The following is a 23,726-nucleotide window of genomic DNA, read 5'->3' on the forward strand; positions in this document are numbered from 1 at the left end:
GCAAGGGATACATCCGGCAGGGGCGGCGCGTGCCGCGTGTGCCGTGGGGTTTGCCGATACCGGAAGATGGGCCGCTGGTGACGAAGGCCGGCCGTGGAAGGCAGCACCAAAGATGGCCGCCATGGCGCTCCGGTTTCGGTATCATAACCTTTTTTGAAGTTTTCGCAATTTTTTTGTGGGGACGGGAAGGGCAGGGACCTATCGTGAGACATAACGACGGGTTGTGAAGCTGGGAAGGGCGGATGAAAACACTACAGGCTCTCTCGAATGGGTGCTGATGGCGTCAAGAGAGCCTGAGGTCTTCTGCGGGCGGTACGTGGGATGATGACGGGATCGGCGGCGGTCGGTGTCAGGCGGTGTTCCAACGGCAAAAAGGCAGGTCTGCCGGCGCGGCAAATTCTTTGTGCCGGAGTCGGGACCCACCCACCGAACGCGTTATGAACCGGTCAATCAAGCCTGAGCGAAAACCACTACTTGGCGGCTTTGATCACGTTGCCGGACTTGATGCAGCTGGTGCATACGGTCATCTTCTTCACGGTGCCGTTTTTGAGGGCACGAACGTTCTGAAGGTTGGGATTGAAACGGCGCTTGTTGACATTGTGGGCGTGGCTCACGTTGTTGCCAACCATCGGCTTTTTGCCACATATTTCACACATCTTGGACATGTTGCACACTCCTTTTTTCACGTTGATGGCTTTGTAAAACGGCCGGTAGGGCCGGATATCCATTCGGCAAGACACAAGTGGTTTACCGGCTCTTTTTTACGAACCCGTCAAGGCGTCAGGTGACGTAAAAAAATAACGAGTCTGTATAAAACAAAAGTCAGGCCGTGTAAAGCCTTTTTATCGCTTCGAATCAAACGGGAAGAAGGGCCGGCGCTTCAGCGCCCGCCCTTTTGCTTCCTGCGGGTTGCTTACGGGGGTGACCGCAAGGGGAAACAGGCCTATTCGGCGTCCTTGGCTTCCTCTTCGGCCAGCTTTTCCCGGGACTGAGTCGCCAGCTTCTGGGCTTCTTCGTCATACCCAAGGCCGGCGTAGGCGTCGATTACCGTCTGGAAACGGTGAAGGGCGCTTTTGTACTTTTTGTTCTTCAGGTAATAGCGGCCGACGTACATTTCGTGACCGGCAAGGCTCTTCAGGCAGACCTCCCTCTTTTTCTTCGCCTCATCCACATAGGCGCTCTCGGGGTACTGCCTGATCAGGCGCGTAAAGATGGAGATCGCCTTGATGGCCTGGGCCTGGTCCCTGTCCACCGTGTCCAGCCGGTTGAAGTAACAAAGGGCCTGCTGGTTGATGATGTAGTCAATGGACTCGTGCCGGGGGTGGAGCTTTTCAAACTCTTCGTAGGCAATGGCGGCCTCGTCGTAGGCTTCCATTTTGAAGTGGGCCTCGGCGATGTTGAACTCCGCCTCCACGGCCAGCTTGTCAAAGGGGTACCAGTCCCTGAGTTTGGTGTAGATCTTGATGGCCTCTTCGTAGCGTTCCTTTTCAAACTGGACCCTGGCGTCTTCGGCCAGTTCCGGGGCCAGCTTCTCTTCTTTGGTCTTGGAACCGCAGGAGACAAAGGCGAGCGTAACAAAGGCGATGAGTACGAGGGAGATCAGACGCTTCATGGATCAGTGCCCTTCTATGTAGTGTTCAGCCGAGGTGGCGGCAATGGCGCTGTCGCCCACTGCCGTGGCAATCTGGCGCAGGGGGGTGCTCCGGACGTCGCCTGCGGCAAACACACCGGGGATGTTGGTGGCCATGTTGGCGTCGGTCTTGATGAAATTCCACTCATCCATGTCCAGGGCAGTGCCCAGAAAGTCGGTGTTGGGCAGAATACCGATCCAGATGAAGCAGCCTTCCGCGGCGATCCTCGTCTCTTCTTCGGTCTTCACGTTTTTTACGGTGACGCCTTCAAGCCCGAAGAATCCGTCCAGGCCGGTGACCACGGAGTCCCAGACCATTTCGATCTTGTCGCTGGCCAGGGCCCGCTCCTGAAGGATCTTGGCGGCCCGGAGCTGGTCGCGTCGGTGGACCAGGTAGACCTTTTTGGCAAACTTGGTGAGGTAGAGGCTCTCCTGGACGGCGGTGTCGCCCCCGCCCACGGCCACGACGGTTTTGTCTTTGAAGAAGGGGCCGTCGCAGGTGCCGCAATAAGAGACGCCCTTGCCGTGGAATTTATCCTCGCCCACGTGCAGGGTGCGGGGGGAAGCCCCGGTGGTGATGATAATGGTCTTTGCCGTGAGGACCTTGCCCCCGACGGTGATGGACTTCACCTCGCCTTCGAGTTCGGCCTTTTCCACCTCGCCGTATTCGAATTTGAGGTCGAACTGGCGGGCCTGCTCCAGCATCTTGTCGGAGAGGTCGGGACCGCTGATGCCCTCGGGAAAGCCGGGATAGTTTTCAATCCAGTCGGTGATGAGAACCTGGCCGCCGGTGGCGGCTTTCTCAACCAGGACGGTGTTGAGGCGTGCGCGGGATGCGTACATGCCTGCGGTGAGGCCGGCGGGGCCACCGCCGATGATGATCAGGTCGTAGTTGTTTTCTGCCATGTCTTCCATCCAGAATCGACGGGGCACTGATGACGGTGCGGCCCGTTCCTTTGCCATCCGGCGAAAAGAGCGGGCCGCGTATACGCCCGGACGTGCTCCGTCCGTATGATGCCTGCGCGTGTTCTGCGGATCATGCCCCGGGCCGGGGCGCTGTGCAGGGCGCGGTCATCGGGTCAGTCTTAGAGAAGCTTGCCGATGGTCTCTTCCAGCTTTGCCTTGGCCGTCATGCCGGTGATGGTGTCCACAACCTCGCCGCCCTTGATAAAGAGCAGGGTGGGGATGGCGCGCACTTCATAGCGGCTGGGGGAAAGGGGGTTGTCGTCCACGTTGCATTTTACGAACTTTACTTTGCCGTCGTACGTGCCGGAGAGCTCTTCGATGATGGGACCGATGGCTCGACAGGGGCCGCACCAGGGGGCCCAGAAGTCCACAACAACGGGAAGGTCGGCGCTCATCACTTCAGTTTCAAACGTGTCATCTGTAATATTGAGGATACCTTCAGCCATGATCGTTTTCCTTTACTTGATATGGGTTGTTTTTCGATGATTTTCTTTGCGTTGAAATATATTTACGCTTCACGGGCTTGTCAAGTGGCCCCCTTCGGGAATCCCGGGTGGGTGAATCCTCCGACGGGCGGGGCGGCTTGAGGCAGCGTAAAAAACGTCGGCATCCCCGGTAGATGGGGGCCTCGATATGGGGTGGGCGTTGGTGCCGGGCTGCGGGCCGGCGATGTTGTTACACGCTCTGGCTTTTGCGGGGCCTGGATTTCATTGAGTATACCTTCTTTGGCGCGAATGGGAAAGGCCCCTTGTACCGGACTCCAGGGCCAGCACCTTTAACAATTCCGTTGACTCCGGCGTGTCGCTTTTTGAAAAAAGCTCCATAAAAACGTTCCGGTAATCAAGACACGCCCAAAAAAACGAAACCTGTTTGTTAGATTTTTCAAACGTTTTTGGCCCCCGGCAGGGCCGCCAGAGGCAAAATCTAAATGCGTTTGCCCTGTACCGGATCCCCTTACACCGGAAGGCTTTGGTTCCAGGTGAGGGTGTCTGTGATGATCTTTCCGATGTGATGTTCTGCAAGGTTGACGGTGCGGGCCTCCCTGGCCATTTCAGTCCACTGGCCCTGTTCAAAGGCCCTGGCAAACCGAAGGAAGGGGGCCTGGGGGCCGGTGCCGCTGGTGAGGGCCGCCACGGTTGCCGGGGAGAGGGGCAGGTGGCTGAGCACCTCCTTCATGGGGCGATGCAAAATGGTGTCGATGAGGGAGAAGATCCCCAGGGTGAAAAGCTCCGCAGGGTCGGTCCGAAGGCTGGAATGGCCCACGGCAAGCTCGCAGATGCGCCCGCGCACCGCTGAGACGCGCAGCAGCTCTTCGGGGACGTCCGAGGCGATGTTCCCCATGGCGATGAGGCCCACCAGCCGACGCACCTCGTCAAGGCCCAGCATGCGAAGGGCTTCCCGCAGGGAGGAAGCGGGGTGCTTGAGGCCGTACCAGGCGCTGTTCAGGTGGGAGAGGAGCTTGAACACAATGGCCACGTCCGTCACCACGAGGCGTTCCACGGCTTCCACATCCACGTCGGAGCGGTTGATCTCGGCCACCAGCCGCAGCAGGGTGAGGTTGGACGCGGGGATCTCTTTGCCGGAGATGATCTCCGGCCGACAGAAGAAGTACCCCTGGAAAAGGCTGAAGCCCAGCCCGGCGGCCCAGGCAAACACCTCACGGGATTCCACCTTTTCCGCCAGAAGGGTGATCCCCCTTTTCCGGGCGGAGCGCGCCAGGGCTTCCACCTTCTCGGGCGGGGTGTCCAAAAGGTCCACCTTGATGATGTCGGCCACATCAAGGAAGGGGCTGGAGGCGGCGTCCAGCACAAAATCATCCAGGGCCACGGTGTACCCCCGGGCCCGGGCTTCGGCCAGGGCGCGCACGACTTTGGGGGTGGCGGGTACGGTTTCCAGCACCTCGATGACGGTCTGTTTCAGGGGGAAAAGGCTTGGGATTCCGTCGTTTATCAGTTTTTCCGTGAAGTTGATAAAGGCATACTTTCCGTTTGTTAAGGTGTCGATGCCTATGGTAAAGAAGCTGCTGGAGAGAAGCTGAGACGTGGCCATGTCCCCGTCCATTTCTTCGGGCATGGCATTGTGTCTGCCGTTTCGAAAGAGAAGCTCATAACCGTAGACCTGCGTGCGTGTATCAAAGATCGGTTGCCGTGCTATATGGGTATCCATCTGTCGTTACTCCCCGGTGTGCCGTTGAACCTGGTCGAACCCTGGTGTCTGTGCAAGAGCCGAAAGTATAGGGAAACAGCGAGGGGCGGTCAAAAGAAAAAGAGATGGTCGCTCCCGAGAGAGGTGTTTTGCTGCGGGACCGCACGATAAAACCAGGTAAAGGAGTCGGATGAAAGGGAATTCTAAGATGAACATCGGTGTGTTGGTTTCTGGGGGAGGGTCCAACCTCCAGGCGATTATGGATGCCGTGGCCGTGGGCGACCTGGATGTGAATATCGCCTGTGTGGGCTCGGACAACCCCGATGCAGGCGGCCTGCAACGGGCCGATAAGGCGGGCATTCCCACCTTTGTCACCGATTACGGTGCCCTTTTTGGCCGCTGGCGGGACGGGGCTCCCCTGCCCGAGGATTTCTGCCTGGAGACCGTGGCAGCCCGCCAGAGCCTGATGAAAGGCAGTGATCCGGACTCCCTGAGGGCCTTCCTTGAGAAGCGCGCCATGGCCGAATCGGCCCTGCTGGCCGCCCTGGTACCCTACAAGATCGACCTGCTTGTGCTGGCCGGGTTCATGCGGGTCCTGACCCCCTATTTTATCGATGCCCTCAACACCGACCCGAACCGGCCCCGCATCATGAACATCCACCCGGCCCTTCTCCCCGCCTTCCCCGGCACCGACGGCTACGGGGACACCTTCCGCTACGGCTGCAAGGTGGGGGGCTGCACCGTCCACTTCGTGGATTACGGCGAGGACTCCGGCCCCATCATCGGCCAGAGCAGTTTTGCCATTGAGCCGGGCGACGACCTGGACGCCGTCAAGAAAAAAGGCCTGGCCGAAGAGTGGCGCCTCTTCCCCGAATGTATCCGTCTTTACGCCGAAGGCCGCCTGAATGTTGTGGAGCGTGAAGGCACCCGCGTGGTGGAGATTCTCCCCGAGAAGGATTGATCTGCCGAAAACGCTTGGTAGAAAAATATAAAAGGCCACGTCCGTGCGACTGCATGGTCGTGGCCTTTTGTGTTTTGTAAGGCGATGTCGATCAATATACGAACCTCTTCGAATGAATCGATACGGTTCTTAAAACCTGTTTGTTAAACTTTTTAAAAGTTTAGCCCCCGGCAGGGCCGCCGGAGGCATTTGTTGCTCTTTATCCGTTGAGGATTCGGGCCATCATGGGCAGGGCCACGGCCGTGCCGATGGTGCTGCCCAGGTTGGTGAAGACCACCACGAGGAGGACCCGGGTTACCTTGTTGCGCCAGAAGCCTTTGACCGAGAGGATGTCGTCCCCCAGGCTCTCGAAGTCCATGACCTTGGGCTTGCGCACAAAGGCCTCCACGAGGCCGGAGACCCAGCCTGCGGCCACCATGGGGTTCAGGGAGGTCAGGGGAGCGGCAAGGACCGCCGAGGCGATGGTGGCGGGGTGGCCGAAGGCGATGATGGCCCCGATACCGGCCAGGATGCCGTTGGCGGCGATCCACCAGCCCATCATGCCGGCACCGGCTTCGGCGCCGCCACTGGAAAACCCGTAGATGATCAGGGCGGTGACCAGAAGGGGCAGGCCCCACTTCAGGACCTTACCGGTCTTTCCCGGCGGGGGGACCTCATCTAAGGTGGTAATATCGATGGTGTTGTCGAAGTAGCGCAGGATGCCGGGCAGGTGGCCTGCCCCCACCACGGCCACGACCTTGTCTCCGGCCGCGTGGCGGATGTTGTGGGCCAGGTAGCGGTCCCGTTCGTCGATGAGGATCTCCCGAAGGGCCGGGTGGGATTTGCCCACATCTTCCAGCACGCTCTCCAGCATGTCCTGGTTCTTGAGCTTTTCGATCTCCTCTTCTTCGATGTCGTCGGCGCTGCCCACGGAAAGAAGCATCTGGAAGAGCAGGGAAACCTTCTTGAAAAAGCCCATGGAGTGCCAGGCCCGGGACAACGTGGTCTGGACGTTCCGGTCGGCGAGCACCAGCTCAGCCTCCACTTCGTCTGCCTTGGCCACCGCGCGGATCATCTCCTCACCGGGGCGGATGTCGAATTTTTCAGCCACCTTTTTCTGGAACGAGGCCAACAGCAGGTTGGCCAGGAGGAGAAAGGATTTCTTCTCCCGGATCACCTTGATGATGTCCATGTTACGCCAGGCGTCCCGTTCGGTCATGGACTGATAGCGGGCCTGACAGAGCTCCACGCACACGGCGTTGGGCTTCTCCTCTTCGATGACGCGCTCCACGAGTTCGGCGCTTTCGCGGGAGACGTGGGCGGTGCCGATGATGATGTACTCCTTGCCGTCGCGCGTCAGGCGTTTGACCATCTCTGTGTTTTGTTCCGTCGATTCCATTATACTAAGGTATCCCTTGTGGTTCACATGTCAGTGGGGTTCCGGGTCAGTCGCAGGGCGATGCGCTGCTGTCGCCCTGGGCCCAACGCTCCAAAAAGTAATCGGGGACGGGCGTGCTGCCTATTTCCCCGGGAAGGTCGATCAGCATGGCTTCGGTGATCTCCTGTTCGGTTTCGTCGCCCAGGAGCAGGGCAATGCCAAGGGCCCGTTGAAGGTGCCAGGCCGCGTCTTCGGATTGCTCCATGAGCGCCAGGCAGCGGCCCATTTCCCGAAGGTCTCCGGCCATGCGGAGCAGGGCGCCCCGTTTTTGGTCCGCCTTGAGGGCGTTGGAGAAGGCGGTAAAAGCCTCGTCAAAACGTCCCAGGTAAAGGTGGCATTTGCCGAGGGCCACGTTCAGGGAGGCCTCGAACGCGGGGGGCGGGTTTTGCTCTTTTTGGGCAAGGGCCTGAAGCATGGCCAGTGCCCCTTGGGCGTCACCGGTTTCCCGCATGAGGTTGGCCCGCACGACCTGTGCCTGGGGCCAGGAGAACCCCGCCTCAAGGGCGCTGCTGTCTGCCAGGTCCAGCCGGTTCTCCGCCAGAATCGCAGACCCGCCCATCAGGTGGGCAGCGGCCATGTTCGTCAGCACCCGGACTTCGCCCCGGGTGTTGTCCCTGTTGCCGTGGAGCCACAGGGCCTGTTCGTAATAGACCAGGGCCTCTGTTTCCTGCCCGTTTTCCAGGTAGAGGTTGCCGAGGTTGTTGAAGCAGGCTGCCAGGGCGTCCTGGTCGTCGGCCAGGGTAAAGAGTTCCACTGCCTTGAAGTAACTCTCCACCGCCTTCTGGGAACAACCCTGGATGGCGAGCCGGTCGCCGGTCTCCACGGCACGGGCGCCCTTGGTATAGAACGGATTGGTGGGCGCAGGGGGCTTGCCGCCGGTGGCGCAGGCAGAGCATCCGGCGAGGATCGCAACCGATATGAACAGCGCAAGGGGTTTCATGGGTATGTTACCTCCTGTGATCAGCGTGAACCGAGGCAGTGATTTGTGTGGCTCATCACGGGCGTCGAGCGGGGCGGCGATGGGTTCAAGTAATAAGGCATCCCAAGGCCACTCTCTACAAGATCATGCGCCCGGCATGCGAGGAAGCCCGGTATATAGTATGTGGTGGGGCTCCAACACCCTGCAATGCAAGGCCATCATATATACACCCATCACGTTGACCCTGTCACCAAAAAACTCCGGAGGACCCGGTAGGGATGCTGTCTATGGATACGCGGATTTGTATCGATAGAAACAATTGGACAGGGCCCTTTGGGGCGGAGATTATGCAATTCGGACGGGCCGCGTCGTGCCCGTGATACATGGCGTTGACAGTTTTCGGACACCCGATGAAGGAATATCATGGAAACACTCGATTTTAAAGGGCTGGCATGTCCCCAGCCCGTGATTCGCACCAAGGCGTATCTGGAAGAAACCGCCGACTGCCTTGATCTCGCCGTACAGGTGGACAACAGGGCTGCGGCGGAAAATGTGACTCGTTTTCTGGAAGGCCAGGGCTTTGCCGTGGCCACGGAAGGAGGGGACGACCTCTTTACCGTCTCCGGCCGACGCACCGAAGCCGGGGCGTCACCCGCGGCTTCCGAAGGGCCCGCTTCTACAGGGGCTGTCCTGGTGATGATCACCCACAACACCATCGGCACCGGGGATCTGGACCTGGGCGGCAAGCTTATGCTCAACTTTCTGAAGACCCTGCCCGAGATGGGGGACGGCCTCTGGCGGATCATGCTCGTCAACGAGGGCGTCAAGCTTGTCTGCCGGGACACCGAGACCCTGGCCGAGCTCTCCGCCCTGGAGAAAAGCGGAGTCAGCCTCCTGGTGTGCGGCACCTGCCTCGAACACTTCGGCCTCATGGAGGACAAGGGCGCGGGCATTACCACCAACATGCTTGATATCGTCACCAGCCTCCAGGTGGCGGACAAGGTGATCAATATCTGACCCCCGGCGATGCAAGGTGGGTGAGGGTTTGCTTTCATGGGTTCGGCTCCTGCCGCGCCCATGATTTGTTTTGACCCCGTGAAAAGGCTTCGGTATACTTTTTTGCCAGAAAGACATTCAGGGAAGTGGCAGGGATGGTTGTCTGACGTTTCAACGGGTTGGCCCCGTAGGGTCTCCCCCTTTTATGCGATTTTACGCGAAGGAACCCCCTCATCCATGAAACGAACCCACGACGAGGCTCCCATCGACGTTGACGAGCTCATGGACATCATGGGCGGCGACCGGACATTGATCCGGGAGTGCCTTGTGGATTTCTCCCGGGAATACGACGGAATGATTGCGGCCATCCGTGATGCCTCGGCCAAAGGGGACGGCGAGTCCCTGGAGAGGGCCGCACACGCCTTGAAAGGGAGCCTCGCCTACCTCGCGGCACGCCCCGCAGCTGCAGCGGCCTTTGAACTGGAAAAAACGGGCCGGGGAGGCCAGCTCAATGAGCTGGAGTCAAAGCTGGCGGACCTGGAGCTGGAGTGCGGCAAGCTGTGGGCCTTTCTCAAGGGCTTCATGAACTGAAGACCCGGTGTTTCAAGAGGTTATCGTTGCCGCTGGTCCCACCTTTTCTCATGGGCCTCCCTGTGTTGTCCACCCCGGGCCTGCTTTACAAAGACGGGATGCTGTGACATAACATACCGGCGCCCCATGCCTTGGGCGGGCTGCTGTGTATTGTGGACATTACGTCAATTCCGGGGGGGAAGGCATCGCCCATGCTCACAGAACTTTCCATTCGACATTTCGCGATCATCGATGATCTTTCCATCTCGTTCGACGAGGGACTGACCGTTCTCAGCGGGGAAACCGGCGCGGGCAAGTCGATCATCATCAACGCCTTGAACCTTCTTCTCGGAGGCCGGGCCTCCGCGTCCCTTGTACGCACCGGAGAGGCCGCAGCCGAGGTGGAGGGGCACTTTGCCGTTCCGCAAGGGAGCGACACCGCCGAAAGGCTCACCGCCATGGGGCACGACCCTGCCGAAGGGCTCCTCGTGCGCCGGGTAATCTCGGCCACGGACCGTCACCGGGTCTATATCAACGGTCGCCTTGCCACCATGCAGCTCCTGGCCGAACTCACGGAAAACCTTGCCAGCATCTCCGGTCAACACGCACACCAGGCCCTCTTAAAGGAGGAACTCCACCTCCTCTTCCTAGACCGTTTTGCAGGGCTCATGCCCCTGCGCGATAAGGTGGCAAAGGCCTACCACGCCCTGGCGCCCCTCCTTGAAACCCTCCGCAAAAAAGAGGCCCTGAAACAGCGCCAGCAAGAGCAGGAAGAGCTCCTGCGTTTTCAGAAAGAGGAGCTGGACGCCGCAGCCCTGGAGCCGGGGGAGGACACTTTCCTCGAATCCGAACGGGTGCGCCTGAGAAACGCCGAGTCCCTGTTGCGCACGGCAGGCGACGGGGTGGCCACCCTGTATACCGCCGAGGGCGCTGTCTACGAGCAGGTTACCCAGCTGAAAAAGGAGCTGGAGAAAGGGGCCGGAGCCGACAGCGGCATGGCGCCCCTTCTGTCCGAAGCCGAAGAGCTCTGCTACCGGGTGGAAGACCTTTCCCGGAACCTCCAGCAGTACCGCGACGGCATCACCGTGGACGAGCGAGCCCTGGACGCCGCCGAAGAGCGCCTCGACTTTCTCAACAAACTCAAGCGCAAGTATGTGGGCGCTTCCGCCGATCTTTCGGAACTCATCGATCGCCGACAGGTCATCGAGGCCGAACTGGCGGCCCTGGAAAATCTGGAGGTGGAGATGGAAGGCCTGGAGGCGGCCATCAGCGAGGCCCGTGAAACCCTCCATGCCCTGTGCCTGACCCTTTCGGAAAAGCGGCAAAAGGCCGCGGGCAAACTCTCTTCTCTGGTGGAAAAAGAGCTGAAAAACCTGGAGATGCCCCGGGCCAGGTTCCATGTGGCCGTTGCCCCCCTGGGCGCGGAGTCCGGCGGCACCGCCGAAGGCCCCGCAGGGGTCCGCATGGGAGAGACCGGCATGGACCGCGCGGTCTTCATGATCGCCCCCAACGTGGGGGAGGCGGAAAAGCCCCTTGCCAAGATCGCCTCGGGCGGCGAGCTCTCCCGCGTGGTCCTGGCCGTGAAAACCATCCTGGCCGAAGGGGACGCCGTGGGCACCGTGGTCTTTGACGAGGTGGACTCCGGCATCGGCGGCGGCGTGGCCGAAGTGGTGGGCATGAAGATCAAGGAGATCGCAGGCCACCACCAGGTGCTTTGCATCACCCACCTGCCCCAGATCGCCAAGTTCGGTACCCACCACTACCGCATCGAAAAGCAGGTGGTGTCCGGGCGCACCTGCACCTCCATTACCCCCCTCTCCGAAGAGGGGCGCGTGGACGAGATGGCCCGCATGCTCGGCGGGGTCGAAGTGACCCGCGCCACCTTGGATCACGCCCGTGAAATGCTGGAAACAGCCGGGTAAGGGCTAAGGCCTAAAGTAAGGCACCGGTCTTGGGGGCAACGCATTTAAACATTCAGTTGCCTCCGGCGGGTCGCTTTTTGAAAAAAGCTTCGCAAAAACGTTCCGGTAATAAAAAAGAAGAGGGCTATGCCTTGTAGGGACGCATCCTCAAAAAACAAAACCTGTTTGTCAAACTTTTCAAAAGTTTGGCCCCCGGCAGGGCCGCCGGAGGCAAAAATCTAAATGCGTTAACCCTGCACCGACCTTGACAACACTTAAAAAGTGCCCATAATGTACGGAACTGACGAAGGATTTGATCCCGTTTGGCGCGGGATGTTTTTTGGATATGCTCCGCGGCGCAGTCGCGGTGAGACGATGAAAAGGCGGGGAATCTATGCCCATTTACGAATTTAAGTGCAGCAAGTGTGAAGAGTTCTTTGAACTGCTCGTTATGGGCAGCAACGACGAAGAGGAGTTGAAGTGCCCCAAGTGCGGCTCCCAGAGCTTTGAGCGGGTCATCAGCACCACCAATTTCAAAATGGGGGCGGCTGCCTCCGGCGGCAACCCGGCAAACCAGTCCGGCATCCAGAAACGGCAGTGCTCCAGCGGCTCCTGTACGACCTACACCCTGGGAGGCCAGGAGTAACGCAGGACTTTCCGTTTAAGTGCACGATTTTGAAATGCCCCATGATGCCGGCAACGGCCATGGGGTGTTTTTGTTTGGAAAATAGGAAAGACAGGGGAAACAGGAAAGACAGGGAAAACAGGTTATAGGTTATAGGTTATGGGGGAATAGGGGAATAGGGGGTAGGGAACAGGGGAGAGGGATCATGCAGGTGTATTCACGGGACGGGATCACGGTGCGGGTAGGGCTTGTGGGGGCGGTGCGGTACCTCAAGGCGAGCTGGGCGGTGAGGTACGGCCTGTACCATGAGATCCGGACACCCGCCTACCTGTTTCAGTTCAGCCCGGAAGGGGTGATCCGGTTCCTCCAGGGACGTCCGGGTACCTGGCCCAACCACGGGGACTGGTTCAAACGCACGGCGGGCGGGGACTGGATCTATTATTCGGCCGGTGGGTACAACGGGGCGTTTTCGGCCATCGGCGAGCACTACATCCCGGTGTTTCCCTATTCCAGCAACGGGGTGATCGGTGAAAAGGCCTACCCCCAGGGGACACTGAACACAGCCCTGCATGCATTGGAAGAGCTGACAGCCTGGGCGGGTGACGCTGCCAGCGGGGCGCCACCAGAAGTGGCTGAACTCCTGAGCCGCGTGGCCCTGAAAAACTCCCGAGAGGCCCTGTCTGCCCTGGCAAACCGCTTCCACAGCCTGACCCACGGGCCTGTTACGGTTCTGCCCCCGGATTGCCGCCATGTGGACTACGATATCCTGCCCCTGCGACTGGCCAAAGGCTGTCTCTACCATTGCCGGTTCTGCGGGGTGAAGTCCCGACACGCGTTTTCCGTGGAAAACGATGAAAATGTGGTGGAAGGGGCCGGGGCCCTGGCTGATTATTTCAAAGACGACCTGGCCGACATGGGTGGGGTGTTCTTGGGAGAGCATGATGCCCTTGCCGCAGGGGCAGACGCCGTGATCCGGGCCGCAGAAGCCTGCGAGCCCTTTTTTGCAACAGGGCGACAAGTGGCGGATGCCCCGGGCCTCTTTCTCTTCGGAAGCCCTGATGCCCTTGTGAAGGTGTCCGATGCCCAGTGGCAGGCCCTGGACCGTTTGCCCTTTGACGTGCGGATCAATACCGGCATCGAGTCCCTGGATGAGACCACCCTGAATTACCTGGGACGGCCCACTCCCCTGTCCCTGGTCTCCGAGGCCGTGGCACGGGCCGACGAGGTCAACAGGCGGTTCAGCGGGGTGTCGGTCTCCCTTAACATGGTCACCGGATCAGGCCTGCCCGAATCCCATCACACATCCCTGGCGCGGTTCGTGGCCTCCCGCCGTACCCTGGACGCCCCCCTTTACCTTTCGCCCTTAAAAGACAACGCAGACCGGCGCACAACCCTCAATGAACTTACCGCCCTCAAACGCATGGGCCAGGGCTCGGTGTTTCTCTACCTGCTCCAGCGGTTATAACGATTTTGCAGGAAAAGCCTCCGGCGGGTCGCTTTTTGAAAAAAGCTCCGCAAAAACTTTCCGGTCAGAAAGGCTAGAGCAGTCAGAATCGCCGGAATTCATAGCAAAGCTATCAAGACCTGTTTGTCAAACTTTTCAAAAGTTTGGCCCCCGGCAGGGCCGCCGGAGGCAATTGTCGCTATGTTATTTAATGTTCGTTCCTTACATTCGTGGCCGGAGGCTGTTTTTGTTACTCCGCTTTGGTCTCGGAGCCCTTTCGCATTCCCAGGACGAGGTAGAGGAGCCATCCCACAAAGGGGATGAGGGCGACGATGGCCCAGAGGGCTTTTTTGCCGGTGGTGCCGAAGTCTTTTCTGGCAACATCCACAAAGGCGAGCATGGTGAGGGTGAAGAAGACGAAGCCGATGACGACCCAGGTGCCGAGGGTGGAGCTGGTCAGTCCGTTCATGGGGTGTATGTTCCTTGGCGTATTGGTTTATGGGGTTGGTTTTTTCAGGGCATCCATGATGTCGTGGAGCGTGTTTGCGTAATAGATGCTGTGGTTGTACCGCATGAGCACTTTGATGGCTTTTTTGCGTTCGATGCCGGGTTTCCAGCCGAAGTGGCGCAGGTAGTTGGCCACACTTGCGATGGCGTCCTCGTGGGTGTAGAGGTCGACGACGCCGTCGTTGTTTCCGTCCACACCAAGCTGGAGGATGCGGCTGGGCATGAACTGGGGAATGCCCATGGCCCCGGCATAGGAGCCGATGAATTTTCTGGGGTCTTTGCCCACCTGGTCGCTGTAGGTCAGGAGGGCTTTGAGTTCGCGGTAGGCCCACTGGGCCTTGTCCTTTGTCTTTTTCTCAAAGCGCTTGCGGCTGATGCGCCGATTGGGGGGGACTTCCCGCCAGAGGTGTGCCTTGGCGGTTTTGTCCGACAGGGAGGCCAGGGTGGCCAGGATTTTGAAGACCCGCTGGTTGCCGATGTAATTGCCCAGGGCGGTTTCCACCATGAGGACGGCGGTGATGATCTCCTTGTCCACGCCGTAGGCTGCTTCGGCCGCATCCAGGGATGCTGCGTGACGCTTCAGGTAGGCCCGGCCCGTGGCAAGGGAGCTTTTGGTGAGGAAGCGGCCGTAGTTGAGCTTGCCTTCGTTGTGCATGAAGTAGCCGGAGACCCCTTTAACGGCAAAGAGGCGCAGGCCTTCCTGAAAATAGATGTCCACCTTCTCTTCGGGGAATCCGTCTTTGACCAGTCTTGCTCGTACCGATTTAAACGGGTCGGGGCTCTTGGTGGCGGCATGGCCGGAGGGCGGCACAAGCCCCAGGAGCATCAGGGCCAGGAAAAACGTGACAAGCAGGCGACGGGTCATTGGGACTCCTGTGGGGTCGGTTGAGTGTCCATGGGGACGAGAATGCGTTGTCGGCGGTCAAACCGGGCCAGGTGGGTAACGCCCAGGTTTCGGAGGGTGTTCATGGCAGCGGGAATCCCCGCACCCACGGCCTGGGCCTTGTGGGCATCGGACCCCGTGGTCAGGGGAACTTCCTGTGTTACGGCCCGGGCAATGAGGGCCTCGGAAGGATAATAATCCTTTGCAGGATGGGCCAGGCCGCCGGTGTTCACCTCCAGAGCAAGGTTCTGGCGGGCCATGATGTCGATGACCTCGGCAAGGCCCTTTTCCACATCGGCGGGCAGGGGGCGACCGCTTTTTTTGATGACGTCCAGATGGCAGACCACGTCGAAGAAGGGCGTCTTCACCATCTGGCGGACCCTTTCCACATAGCGCCTGCACAGGGCGTCGAAGTCTTTGTCGGGAATGGCCGAGGCGTTCCGGCGGCTGGCGATGTTGATGCCGTCCACAAAGTGGATGGAGCAGCCGATGAGGTCGAAGTCGAAACGGTCGATGATCTCGGTGAGGGCCGGGACAGCCTCGGGGCAGAAGTCCACCTCCAGGCCGGTGCGGATGGTGATGCGGTCTTTGTACGCCTCTTTCATCTCCCGGACGGCGTAGACATAGAAGGGGACCTCTCCGGGGGCCATGGAGTGGGCGGTGCTGGTGCGATCCAGGGTGAAGTGCTCAAGAAAGCAGATTTCGGTCAAACCAGCGCGGACCGCGGCGTCTACGTAGCTTCGGATGCCGCCGACGGCGTGGTTGCACAACAATGTATGGATGTGGTAGTCAATCATTGCCTTTACCAACTATAATTATTCCACGGCCTTTACAGGCCAGCCATCTTACCAGAAGCCGGGATGAATTGACACCGTGAAAAAGAGAAGAAAAAGCCTCTACAGCTGCCAGTCGTGCGGGTATCAGACCCCCAAATGGATGGGGCGCTGCCCGGAATGCGGAGGATGGGATACCCTGGTGGAGGAAGTGGTCACCGAAGGGGATCGCTTCCAGGCCTCACCGTCTGCCAAGCGCGTGGCCGCCCCGGAACCCGAGAGCATCCTGGCCATCGAGACCCAGGAAGAACCCCGCATGCCTTCCGGCATTCCCGAGTTCGACCGGGTGCTGGGGGGCGGCATTGTGGCGGGCTCTCTGGTGCTCATCGGAGGGGACCCCGGCATCGGCAAGTCCACCCTCATGCTCCAGGCGTTAGACGGCCTGGCCCGGGACGGCCGCCGGGTCCTTTACGTCTCCGGGGAGGAGTCCAAGGGCCAGATCCATTTGCGGAGCCAGCGCCTGGGTGTCTCGTCAGGTTCCCTGATGGTGGTCACCGAGATCCACGTGGACGCCGTCCTTGCCCTTTTGGAGAGCCAGAAACCCGCGGCGGTGGTCATCGACTCGGTGCAGACCATGTACAATGCCGAACTGGCATCGGCCCCGGGCAGTGTGGGCCAGGTGCGGGAGACCACCATGAAGCTCATGGTGGCGGCCAAAAAGAGCGGGATCCCCATCTTCCTCGTGGGCCACGTGACCAAGGACGGAGCCATCGCAGGCCCGCGCGTCATGGAGCACATGGTGGACACGGTCCTCTACTTTGAAGGGGACACCAATCACATCTTCAGGGTCCTGAGGGCCGTGAAGAACCGCTTTGGCTCCACCAACGAGATCGGTGTCTTTGAGATGCGGGGCGGGGGCCTGGCCCAGGTGCCCAATCCCTCGGCCCTGTTCCTTGCCGAGCGGCCGGAGAGTGCGCCGGGATCCGTGGTGACGGCCAGCATGGAGGGCACCCGGCCCATCCTCGTAGAAGTCCAGGGTCTGGTGAGCCGATCGGGCCTGGGAACCCCCAGGCGCACCGTGCTGGGTCTGGACAGCAACCGCGTGGCCCTTCTGGTGGCGGTGATGGAAAAGAAGATCGGCATGAACCTGGCCGGGCTGGACATCTTCATGAACGTGGCCGGTGGGGTGCGTGTCACCGAGCCCGCTGTGGACCTGGCCATCCTGGCTGCCGCAGCCTCCAGCTTTCTGGATCGCCCCCTTCCCGAAGGGGCCGTTGTTCTGGGGGAGGTGGGGCTCACCGGCGAGGTGCGGGGCATCAGCCAGCTGGAGGGACGCGCCGCCGAAATACGGAAAATGGGGTTTACCCACTTCATCGTGCCGGAATCGGGCGCCAAGCGCCTGAAAAAGATTGACGGCCTCAAGGTCAGCGGCGTTCGCCACGTGGCCCAGGCCATGGAGATATTATTCTGATGGCAGTAAAAAAAGCAAAAATTTCAAGGCCTCCCAAGAAGAAGGGACAGTGGGAAGATCATTACACCCGCAAGGCCAGGGACGAGAAGTACCCGGCTCGAAGTGTCTATAAACTTCAGGAAATACAACGCAAGTTTACTCTGATAAAAAAAGGTGCTAAGGTGCTGGATCTCGGATGCTCGCCGGGTTCCTGGCTCCTCTACGCTGCGGAGCTCACCGGCGGCAGCGGGCACGTGACGGGCATCGACCTGAAGCCGGTGACCGTTAAGCTGCCCTCCCATGCCGAGGCCCTTGTGGGGGACATCCTGGCGTTGACCCCGGAGCTGGAAGAGGCTTTCTCCTCCGGCTTTTCTGCGGTGATCAGCGACATGGCCCCGGCCACCACCGGCATGAAGGACGTGGACGCTGCGCGTTCCCTGGAGCTTTGCGAGATGGCCCTCACCGTGGCCCTTGAGCGGCTTACCCCCGGGGGGCATTTTGTCTGTAAGATCTTCCAGGGTGGCGACTTTGACGCCTACGTGACCCACGTCAAGGGGCACTTCCGGCAGGTGAAGATCTTTAAGCCCGAGAGCTGCCGCAAGCAGAGCAAAGAGATTTACGTCATCGGCATCGGCAGGAAAGAGTGACCAGGGCGTCTGCATGCCCTTTTGACATAGAGCGATATCGAAACATTATTGAATGCACACCGCCTTTATGGCGAATCAGGCACACGCGTGACGATGGCCTGGCAGTAGGCATGACCAATAGGAGGATTTATGGCTGGACACAGTAAATGGGCCAACATCAAGCACAAGAAGGGTCGCGAAGACGCCAAGCGCGGCAAGATCTTTACCAAGCTGATTAAGGAAGTGACCGTGGCGGCACGCATGGGCGGAGGCGATCCTTCCGCCAACCCGCGCCTGCGCTCTGCCGTTGCAGCGGCACGTTCCGAAAACATGCCCAAGGACACCCTGGAGCGCGCCATCAAGCGCGGCACCGGTGAACTTGAAGGGGTAAACTACGAAGAGATCGTCTACGAAGGCTACGGCCCCGGCGGCGCTGCTGTGATCGTGGAGTCCCTCACCGACAACAAGAACCGCGCCATCGCCGAGATCCGCCACATCTTCACCAAGTGCGGCGGCAACATCGGCGCCAACGGCTGCGTATCCTGGATGTTCGACAAAAAAGGGCTCATCGTGGTTGCCAAGGACGCCGTGGATGAAGAGGCCCTCATGGAGACCGCCATCGAAGCGGGTGCCGAGGACGTTAAGGACGAAGGCGAGAACTTCGAGGTGATCACCGCCCCCGAGGACTACAACGAGGTGAAGGAAGCCATCGACGCTGCCTCCATCCCCACCGTCATGTCCGAAGTGACCATGATCCCCCAGAACATGAGCGACCTGGAAGGCAAGGACGCCGAGAAGATGGTCCGCATGATGGACATGCTGGACGATTGCGACGACGTTCAGAACGTCCACACTAACGCAGACATTCCCGACGACCTGGCATAAGGCCCCGGACAAGGGGACGGGTTCGGCCGCCTAAGGCCTCGGACCCTGTAACTCCTTTTCAGGCACCTGTGCCGACGGCGGGTGGACGACGGCGGGCAGATGAGCCCGCCGCCATGACCCGAACCGACCTTCGGAGGAGACAGATGGCAGTCATCGTAAAATATGTTGTGGTTCGCGATGGGGTCGAAAAGATGACGTTTACCACCAAAAAAGAGGCGGATGCCTACGACAAGATGCTCGATATCGCCGAGAACTTGAACGGCTTCATCGGTGCATCCGGCGTGGAACTCTCGGACGAGACCCTGGAGAGCCTCTCCATGTACCTCGCGGAACACAGGGACCAGGTTGCGGCCATTCTCAAGGGCGCCTCTCCCCGTCCCAAAGCCGCGGAACCCGAGGCCGAGGCACCGCCGAAACCTACCAGGAAAACGGCGGCACCCAAGACGCCCCGAACCCCGAAGAAAAAAGCGTAACAGCACGCTCTTCCGTAAAGGACCTGCCTTGGGCCTTTACCGAAAAAGGCCGGTCTTCCCGACAGTGTTCGGGGCCGGCTTTTTTGTTTTTTGGAAACAGCTCTGCTTTCTATGGTCAATGTTGCTGGAAAAAAGCATGCCTCCGGCGGCAAGGTGGGGGCACCTTGAAACCCTATGGCGAATGCATGAAGGCAACCATTCTGCCTGCGTTATGGGGGCATTCGCGTGATGTATGACATCTGGCAACCGTCTTTGCCGGAGAGGCCCATTTCATTCTTCTAAAAACACGATACAGAACGATTGTGATTCGCTTGACTTTAACCGGAATAACTCCGGCGGCGAGGGTGGCGAAGCCACTTAGGCCAAAAATCCCCTGGCCGCCGGAGACCTGCTTTTTTCACTCACTTTCACCATAGACGTTCGTGCGGTTAGATTCACAATGGACAAGCAACAACAACGCCTCCTGTTACCTCGAAGCTTGTGACCCAGCCCGCGTAAACCATCGGCGTTTATGTCGGGCGAAGCCCGAGCCGAAGGCCCTTGCGCTTGGGCCCGAGGAACGAGGGACAAAGCGCAAGGGCTATATACTTTCGAGGTGGCTCACCTCGCCGCCGGAGGCACGCTTTTTGCCAGTTACTTTAACCCTATAAGGCAGTTTTCAGCATTGCTTCACTGAACGGAAAGGAACGAACCCCATGGACCATCTGGTCTGGAACATCTCCCCTGAGCTCTTGTCCATCGGACCGTTGGCGGTTCGCTGGTACGGCCTTTTTTTTGCCTCTGCCTTTCTTTTCGGATTTTTTTATACGGAGCGCCGAACGGCCCGGGCCGGGGTGGATGTCAACACCGATGCCCTGCTCTTATACCTCATGGTCGGGACCCTTGCGGGTGCCCGCCTTGCCCACTGCTTTTTTTATGAGCCGGGGTACTTTTTTGCCCACCCCCTGGAGATCCTCATGGTCTGGAAGGGGGGGCTGGCAAGTCACGGGGGGCTTGTGGGGTTTCTTCTCTCGTTGGGGATTTTTACCCGCCGGGAGGGGGCACCTTTTTTCTTCCTCCTGGATGTGCTGGCGGTGCCTGCGGCCTTTGGCGGGGCCCTGGTGCGCCTGGGGAATTTTTTTAACTCTGAGATCGTGGGGCTTTACTCGGAGGTGCCGTGGGCCATTGTGTTTGCCCGGGTGGACACGCTTCCACGGCATCCGTCCCAGCTTTACGAATCCCTGGTCTGCTTTGTCACCTTTTTGCTTCTGTTTACCTGCGACAGGGCCGGGGCGAGCCGGGGGCGCGGCATTTTGTCCGGGGGATTCCTTGTGGTGATTTTTTCCAGCCGGATTCTCCTGGAACCCCTGAAAACCCGCCAGGCCCCCTGGGTCGAAGGGTTTTTCCTCAGCATGGGCCAGATGCTGAGCATCCCCATGGTCCTTGCGGGCCTTGTCCTCCTGGTGCTCGGCCTTCGCAGGCTATCCGCCTCAAAACCTTCCGCCTGATATCATCCCCCAGGGGCCTCAGCCGAGGAGGCCTCTTTCAATTCCTGAAGTGACATTTCCACAGCATTCAGCAGAGTGTCCCCTTCCTCTTTTGTGAGCAGGAGGGAGGGGCGCAGAACCACGCTTTCACAGGCCACGGCCCCGGGGACCGTAAAGAGCCCGTTGCCCGTTGCCATGCGGCAAAAGGCAACAGCTTTTCGCTGGGAGGCAAAGGTGAGGGCCAGGAGCAGGCCCATGCCGTCCATTGAGGTGAGGAGGTCCGGGAACTGCGCCAGGAGCCGGGTAAGGCCCTCTTTCAGTCTGTCTCCCATGGCCCGGGCGTTTTCCCAGGGAGCGAGGCGTTCGTATTCCCTCAGGGCGGCAAGGGCCACGCAACACCCCACGTCCGAGCCGCCGAAGGTGGAGAGGTGAATCAATGGATGGGCGTTGAGGAAGCGGTGGAGTTTCGGGGTGAAGAGGGTAGCGCAGATGGGGAATATCCCCGCGCCCAGGGCTTCTCCTGTGATGAGGATGTCCGGGGTCACCCCCAGGGCCCGGCAGGCGAACCGGTGTCCGCACCTTCCGAAGCCGGACTGGGTCTCATCCAAGATGAGCAGGGCGCCCTTGTTGCGGGTGATGGCCCGGAGGGCCGAGAGGTACTCTCTGGTTGCGCAGCGCCCCCGGTTTTCCGCCTGCACGGGTTCCAGGACAAGGGCGGCGGTCTTTTCTGTGACGGCCTCTTCGGCCCGGGCAAGGTCGCCCCAGGGGATGGTGCAGGTATCCGGGATCAGGCTGCCGTAGAGGTGCTTGTCCCGACGGTCGGACAGGGCCATGGCAAAGCCGGTATGGCCGAACCAGGAGCCCGACAGGGAGATGATCTCCGTGCGCCGGGTCGCTCCCCTGGCCAGCTTGCAGGAAAAATCCATGGCCTCGCCCCGCACCACGCTGAACATGACCCGCGAAAGCCCTTCCGGCGCAAAACCTGCTAGGGCTTCGGCAAGGTCCGCCTTTTCCGATGAGATGAGGGGGAAGTTCCCCTGGTCCGTTGCAAGGGTCGCTTTTTTGAGCGCCTCCACAAGGGCCGAAGGGCGTCTGCCCAGGTTGCAGATACCACCGGCCGATGTGGCGTCCAGGAGGCGTGTCCCTTCCGAATCCTCAATCCAGCTGCCGTCGGGGGCGCTTTCAAGGAAGTCGTGGCCAAGACGCTTCATTCGCTTCAGGGTGCCGGGATTGAAGGGCAGTGGCTCTTCGAATGCATGGTCCATGGGTTACCTCCTGCGCTTTCGGGTCATGAGGTGGGCGGCGGTCTCTAAGGTGCGCAGCCAGTTGAAGGTGACGGTCTGGATTTTTTCGCTGTTGAGAAGGGGAAGGATCCCGGGGATCTTGGCGGCGGGCAGAGCCACGGGGAGCAGGGTTTTCATGGTACGGATGGCCCGGCGGATCACCTCCACCACCTGCTCGATCTCTTCCTGGCTTACGGTCAGGGGCAGCATGAAGCGCATAACCTGTGGCGCGTTTCCCGAGTAGGCGGCAAAGATCCCCCCTTCGGCCAGGGCATTGGACATCATGGGCCCCATGAACTCGTGGAGGTACTCGATGCCCACCATGAGGCCGATGCCCCGCACCTCCCGGATGATGCCGGGGTTTTCCCCACGGATCTCCTCCAGGGCTCGGCGGAACTCGTCTCCCCGTTCCCGTGCGTTGCGGCAGAGATCCAGGCGTTCGATTTCGTCCAGCACGGCCAGGGAGACGCGGCAGCCGATGTCGCTGCCTCCGCTGTAGGAGAGGTGAAAGGCGGGCCAGGCTTTCAGGAACCGGGTCACCTTGTCGTTCATGGCGTAGAGCACGGCGCCGTTGGGGAACAGGCCCCCGCCCATGGACTTGGCCGTGGTCAGGATATCGGGGGAGACCCCGTAGTGTTCCGCGGCAAAGAGGGCCCCGGTGCGGCCGAAGCCCGTCTGCACTTCATCAAAAATAAGGAAAATCCCCAGCTCGTCACACAGCTTCCTGAGGCCTTGCATATAGGCCTGGGTCGCCACATGGATGCCCGCCTCCCCCTGGACCGGTTCGATGATGACGGCGGCTGTGTCGGGGCCGGCCATGTCCCGCACCGCCCCGAGGTCGTTGAAGGGGGCAAAGCGAACCCCCGGCATGAGGGGCTCAAAGTGGCGTCTGTAGTGGTCTTTGCCGTTGACGGAGAGGGCCAGGCCCGTGTGGCCGTGGTAGGCCTTTTGGGTAGCGATGATCCCGGTTTTACCCGAAGCCCCCAGGGCCAGCTTCAGGGCGCAGTCCACTGCCTCGCCGCCCCCGGCGGCAAAGAAAAGGTGGGTGAGCCCGGCAGGGGCCCGTTTCGTTAGGTGCCTTGCCAGGCGGATTTTGGTCTCGGAGAGGAGGTGGCCGCTTCCCATGTCGCAGGTGGTCAGGGCCTCCTCAATGGCGCGTTGGACGGCCGGGTTGCTGCGTCCGACGTTGAAGCAGCCGGCCGAGGTAAAGCAGTCCACCATGACGCGTCCGGTTTCCGGATCCGTAAAGCCCAGGTCGGTGCGGTGGCGTTCCAGAATATCCAGGTGACCGGCCCTGAGGTAGCGTATCTGGCCCTTGTTGAGATGTGTTGAAAAACGCTTGACCACGGCCCGTTTTTCTTCGGGTTTCAAGGGGTCGCGTTCCGGGGTATCGGGTGACTGCGGGGCGGGACTCGTCAACGGTTTCTGCATGGCACCTCCAGCTGAATCGCGATGGGTAAACGTCAGGTATCGGGGTGTTCCAAACAGGCCAGGTTGGGCCGGGGGGAAGGGAGGGACGTTGTTCATGGACGGGTGAAAGGACCGTCTCCACTCCCAATCTACTATTTGCTAGTTTTGTCCTGATAGTCAAGGGAATCGTTTCTAACCTGTGGATTTTTCTGAAAAGCCGTGCTGGCAGAGGCGGTCTGGAACCGGGACGATTCCCCAGGAATCAGGGGCAACATGGTGTTGACAAGTGTATGGGATTCGTGCAGATTTAGACAGGCTTAAATCGCGTTATCCCCCGGAGTTGATTCTGCATTTTGACGGGCCCGCCTCAGTTTTTCAGATGGCGTGGCTCGGTGT

The 23,726-nt window shown here is 60.0% G+C and carries 23 protein-coding genes; 11 read left to right on the top strand and 12 right to left on the bottom strand.

Going from position 1 to position 23,726, the window contains the following annotated elements; all coding sequences use genetic code 11:
* Positions 1-470 precede the first annotated feature (470 nt).
* From rpmB to ACOYW0_RS13510, 5 genes are all read right to left on the bottom strand, one after another.
* Positions 471-665: a 50S ribosomal protein L28 gene (rpmB, locus tag ACOYW0_RS13490; protein WP_180137520.1), complete on the bottom strand. Its 195-nt coding sequence runs from the start codon at positions 663-665 to the stop codon at positions 471-473.
* A 278-nt stretch (positions 666-943) separates the two neighbouring features.
* Entirely contained in the window at positions 944-1,612 is a 669-nt protein-coding gene (locus tag ACOYW0_RS13495) for an outer membrane protein assembly factor BamD (protein WP_482414391.1), read from the bottom strand.
* Positions 1,613-1,615: 3 nt separating this feature from the next.
* Entirely contained in the window at positions 1,616-2,536 is a 921-nt protein-coding gene (gene trxB / locus ACOYW0_RS13500; RefSeq protein ID WP_482414392.1) for a thioredoxin-disulfide reductase, read from the bottom strand.
* A 179-nt stretch (positions 2,537-2,715) separates the two neighbouring features.
* Complete coding sequence (gene trxA, locus ACOYW0_RS13505) at positions 2,716-3,042, bottom strand: thioredoxin (RefSeq protein WP_482414393.1); 327 nt, start codon at positions 3,040-3,042, stop codon at positions 2,716-2,718.
* A 508-nt stretch (positions 3,043-3,550) separates the two neighbouring features.
* Positions 3,551-4,762, bottom strand: a complete 1,212-nt coding sequence (locus ACOYW0_RS13510) for an EAL and HDOD domain-containing protein (protein WP_482414394.1) — start codon at positions 4,760-4,762, stop codon at positions 3,551-3,553.
* 169 nt (positions 4,763-4,931) lie between these two features.
* On the opposite strand from ACOYW0_RS13510, the gene purN reads away from it, so the two are divergent.
* Entirely contained in the window at positions 4,932-5,702 is a 771-nt protein-coding gene (purN, locus tag ACOYW0_RS13515; RefSeq protein ID WP_482414395.1) for a phosphoribosylglycinamide formyltransferase, read from the top strand.
* Positions 5,703-5,901: 199 nt separating this feature from the next.
* On the opposite strand, the gene ACOYW0_RS13520 is transcribed toward purN, so the two are convergent.
* Both ACOYW0_RS13520 and ACOYW0_RS13525 read right to left on the bottom strand, forming a co-directional pair.
* Positions 5,902-7,080: a TraB/GumN family protein gene (locus ACOYW0_RS13520; RefSeq protein WP_482414396.1), complete on the bottom strand. Its 1,179-nt coding sequence runs from the start codon at positions 7,078-7,080 to the stop codon at positions 5,902-5,904.
* 46 nt (positions 7,081-7,126) lie between these two features.
* Positions 7,127-8,059 carry a tetratricopeptide repeat protein gene (locus ACOYW0_RS13525; protein ID WP_482414397.1) on the bottom strand — a complete coding sequence of 311 codons (933 nt, stop codon included), beginning with the start codon at positions 8,057-8,059 and terminating at the stop codon, positions 7,127-7,129.
* Between the two features lie 402 nt (positions 8,060-8,461).
* On the opposite strand from ACOYW0_RS13525, the gene yedF reads away from it, so the two are divergent.
* From yedF to ACOYW0_RS13550, 5 genes are all read left to right on the top strand, one after another.
* Entirely contained in the window at positions 8,462-9,055 is a 594-nt protein-coding gene (gene yedF, locus ACOYW0_RS13530; protein ID WP_482414398.1) for a sulfurtransferase-like selenium metabolism protein YedF, read from the top strand.
* Positions 9,056-9,271: 216 nt separating this feature from the next.
* Positions 9,272-9,625, top strand: coding sequence for an Hpt domain-containing protein (locus ACOYW0_RS13535; protein WP_482414399.1), 354 nt, complete (start codon positions 9,272-9,274; stop codon positions 9,623-9,625).
* Positions 9,626-9,816: 191 nt separating this feature from the next.
* Complete coding sequence (gene recN / locus ACOYW0_RS13540) at positions 9,817-11,526, top strand: DNA repair protein RecN (protein ID WP_482414400.1); 1,710 nt, start codon at positions 9,817-9,819, stop codon at positions 11,524-11,526.
* Positions 11,527-11,899: 373 nt separating this feature from the next.
* The gene (locus tag ACOYW0_RS13545) at positions 11,900-12,151 is read left to right on the top strand and encodes an FmdB family zinc ribbon protein (RefSeq protein WP_482414401.1); all 252 of its coding nucleotides are present in this window, start codon (positions 11,900-11,902) and stop codon (positions 12,149-12,151) included.
* A 184-nt stretch (positions 12,152-12,335) separates the two neighbouring features.
* Complete coding sequence (locus tag ACOYW0_RS13550) at positions 12,336-13,595, top strand: radical SAM family protein (RefSeq protein ID WP_482414402.1); 1,260 nt, start codon at positions 12,336-12,338, stop codon at positions 13,593-13,595.
* A 229-nt stretch (positions 13,596-13,824) separates the two neighbouring features.
* On the opposite strand, the gene ACOYW0_RS13555 is transcribed toward ACOYW0_RS13550, so the two are convergent.
* Genes ACOYW0_RS13555 through ACOYW0_RS13565 form a run of 3 tightly spaced genes read right to left on the bottom strand, consistent with a single transcriptional unit; the run spans position 13,825 to position 15,761 of the window.
* Positions 13,825-14,043 (bottom strand): PLDc N-terminal domain-containing protein, encoded by a 219-nt coding sequence (locus ACOYW0_RS13555; protein ID WP_482414403.1) that lies wholly within the window; start codon positions 14,041-14,043, stop codon positions 13,825-13,827.
* 27 nt (positions 14,044-14,070) lie between these two features.
* Positions 14,071-14,946 (bottom strand): lytic murein transglycosylase, encoded by an 876-nt coding sequence (locus tag ACOYW0_RS13560; protein ID WP_482414404.1) that lies wholly within the window; start codon positions 14,944-14,946, stop codon positions 14,071-14,073.
* Positions 14,943-15,761 (bottom strand): histidinol-phosphatase, encoded by an 819-nt coding sequence (locus ACOYW0_RS13565; protein WP_482414405.1) that lies wholly within the window; start codon positions 15,759-15,761, stop codon positions 14,943-14,945. Before ACOYW0_RS13565 ends, ACOYW0_RS13560 begins: the two co-directional genes overlap by 4 nt.
* 76 nt (positions 15,762-15,837) lie before the next feature.
* Between ACOYW0_RS13565 and radA the strand changes: the two genes are divergently transcribed.
* The 5 genes from radA (at position 15,838) to lgt (ending at position 20,658) form a co-directional block, all read left to right on the top strand.
* Positions 15,838-17,208, top strand: a complete 1,371-nt coding sequence (gene radA, locus ACOYW0_RS13570) for a DNA repair protein RadA (RefSeq protein WP_482414406.1) — start codon at positions 15,838-15,840, stop codon at positions 17,206-17,208.
* On the top strand, positions 17,208-17,834 hold the full coding sequence (locus tag ACOYW0_RS13575) for an RlmE family RNA methyltransferase (RefSeq protein ID WP_180137505.1): 627 nt from the start codon (positions 17,208-17,210) through the stop codon (positions 17,832-17,834). Before radA ends, ACOYW0_RS13575 begins: the two co-directional genes overlap by 1 nt.
* A gap of 129 nt (positions 17,835-17,963) precedes the next feature.
* Positions 17,964-18,698 (top strand): YebC/PmpR family DNA-binding transcriptional regulator, encoded by a 735-nt coding sequence (locus tag ACOYW0_RS13580; protein WP_180137504.1) that lies wholly within the window; start codon positions 17,964-17,966, stop codon positions 18,696-18,698.
* A 143-nt stretch (positions 18,699-18,841) separates the two neighbouring features.
* Positions 18,842-19,171, top strand: coding sequence for a YebG family protein (locus ACOYW0_RS13585; protein WP_180137503.1), 330 nt, complete (start codon positions 18,842-18,844; stop codon positions 19,169-19,171).
* A 695-nt stretch (positions 19,172-19,866) separates the two neighbouring features.
* Complete coding sequence (gene lgt, locus ACOYW0_RS13590) at positions 19,867-20,658, top strand: prolipoprotein diacylglyceryl transferase (RefSeq protein ID WP_482414407.1); 792 nt, start codon at positions 19,867-19,869, stop codon at positions 20,656-20,658.
* 2 nt (positions 20,659-20,660) lie between these two features.
* Here lgt and ACOYW0_RS13595 read toward each other — a convergent pair whose 3' ends face one another.
* Together ACOYW0_RS13595 and ACOYW0_RS13600 are read right to left on the bottom strand one after the other, a co-directional pair.
* Positions 20,661-21,902 carry a class-III pyridoxal-phosphate-dependent aminotransferase gene (locus ACOYW0_RS13595; RefSeq protein ID WP_482414408.1) on the bottom strand — a complete coding sequence of 414 codons (1,242 nt, stop codon included), beginning with the start codon at positions 21,900-21,902 and terminating at the stop codon, positions 20,661-20,663.
* Between the two features lie 3 nt (positions 21,903-21,905).
* Complete coding sequence (locus ACOYW0_RS13600) at positions 21,906-23,351, bottom strand: aspartate aminotransferase family protein (protein ID WP_482414409.1); 1,446 nt, start codon at positions 23,349-23,351, stop codon at positions 21,906-21,908.
* Between the last annotated feature and the right edge of the window lie 375 nt (positions 23,352-23,726).

This window comes from Desulfoluna sp. HI9BLuna (assembly GCF_056829775.1).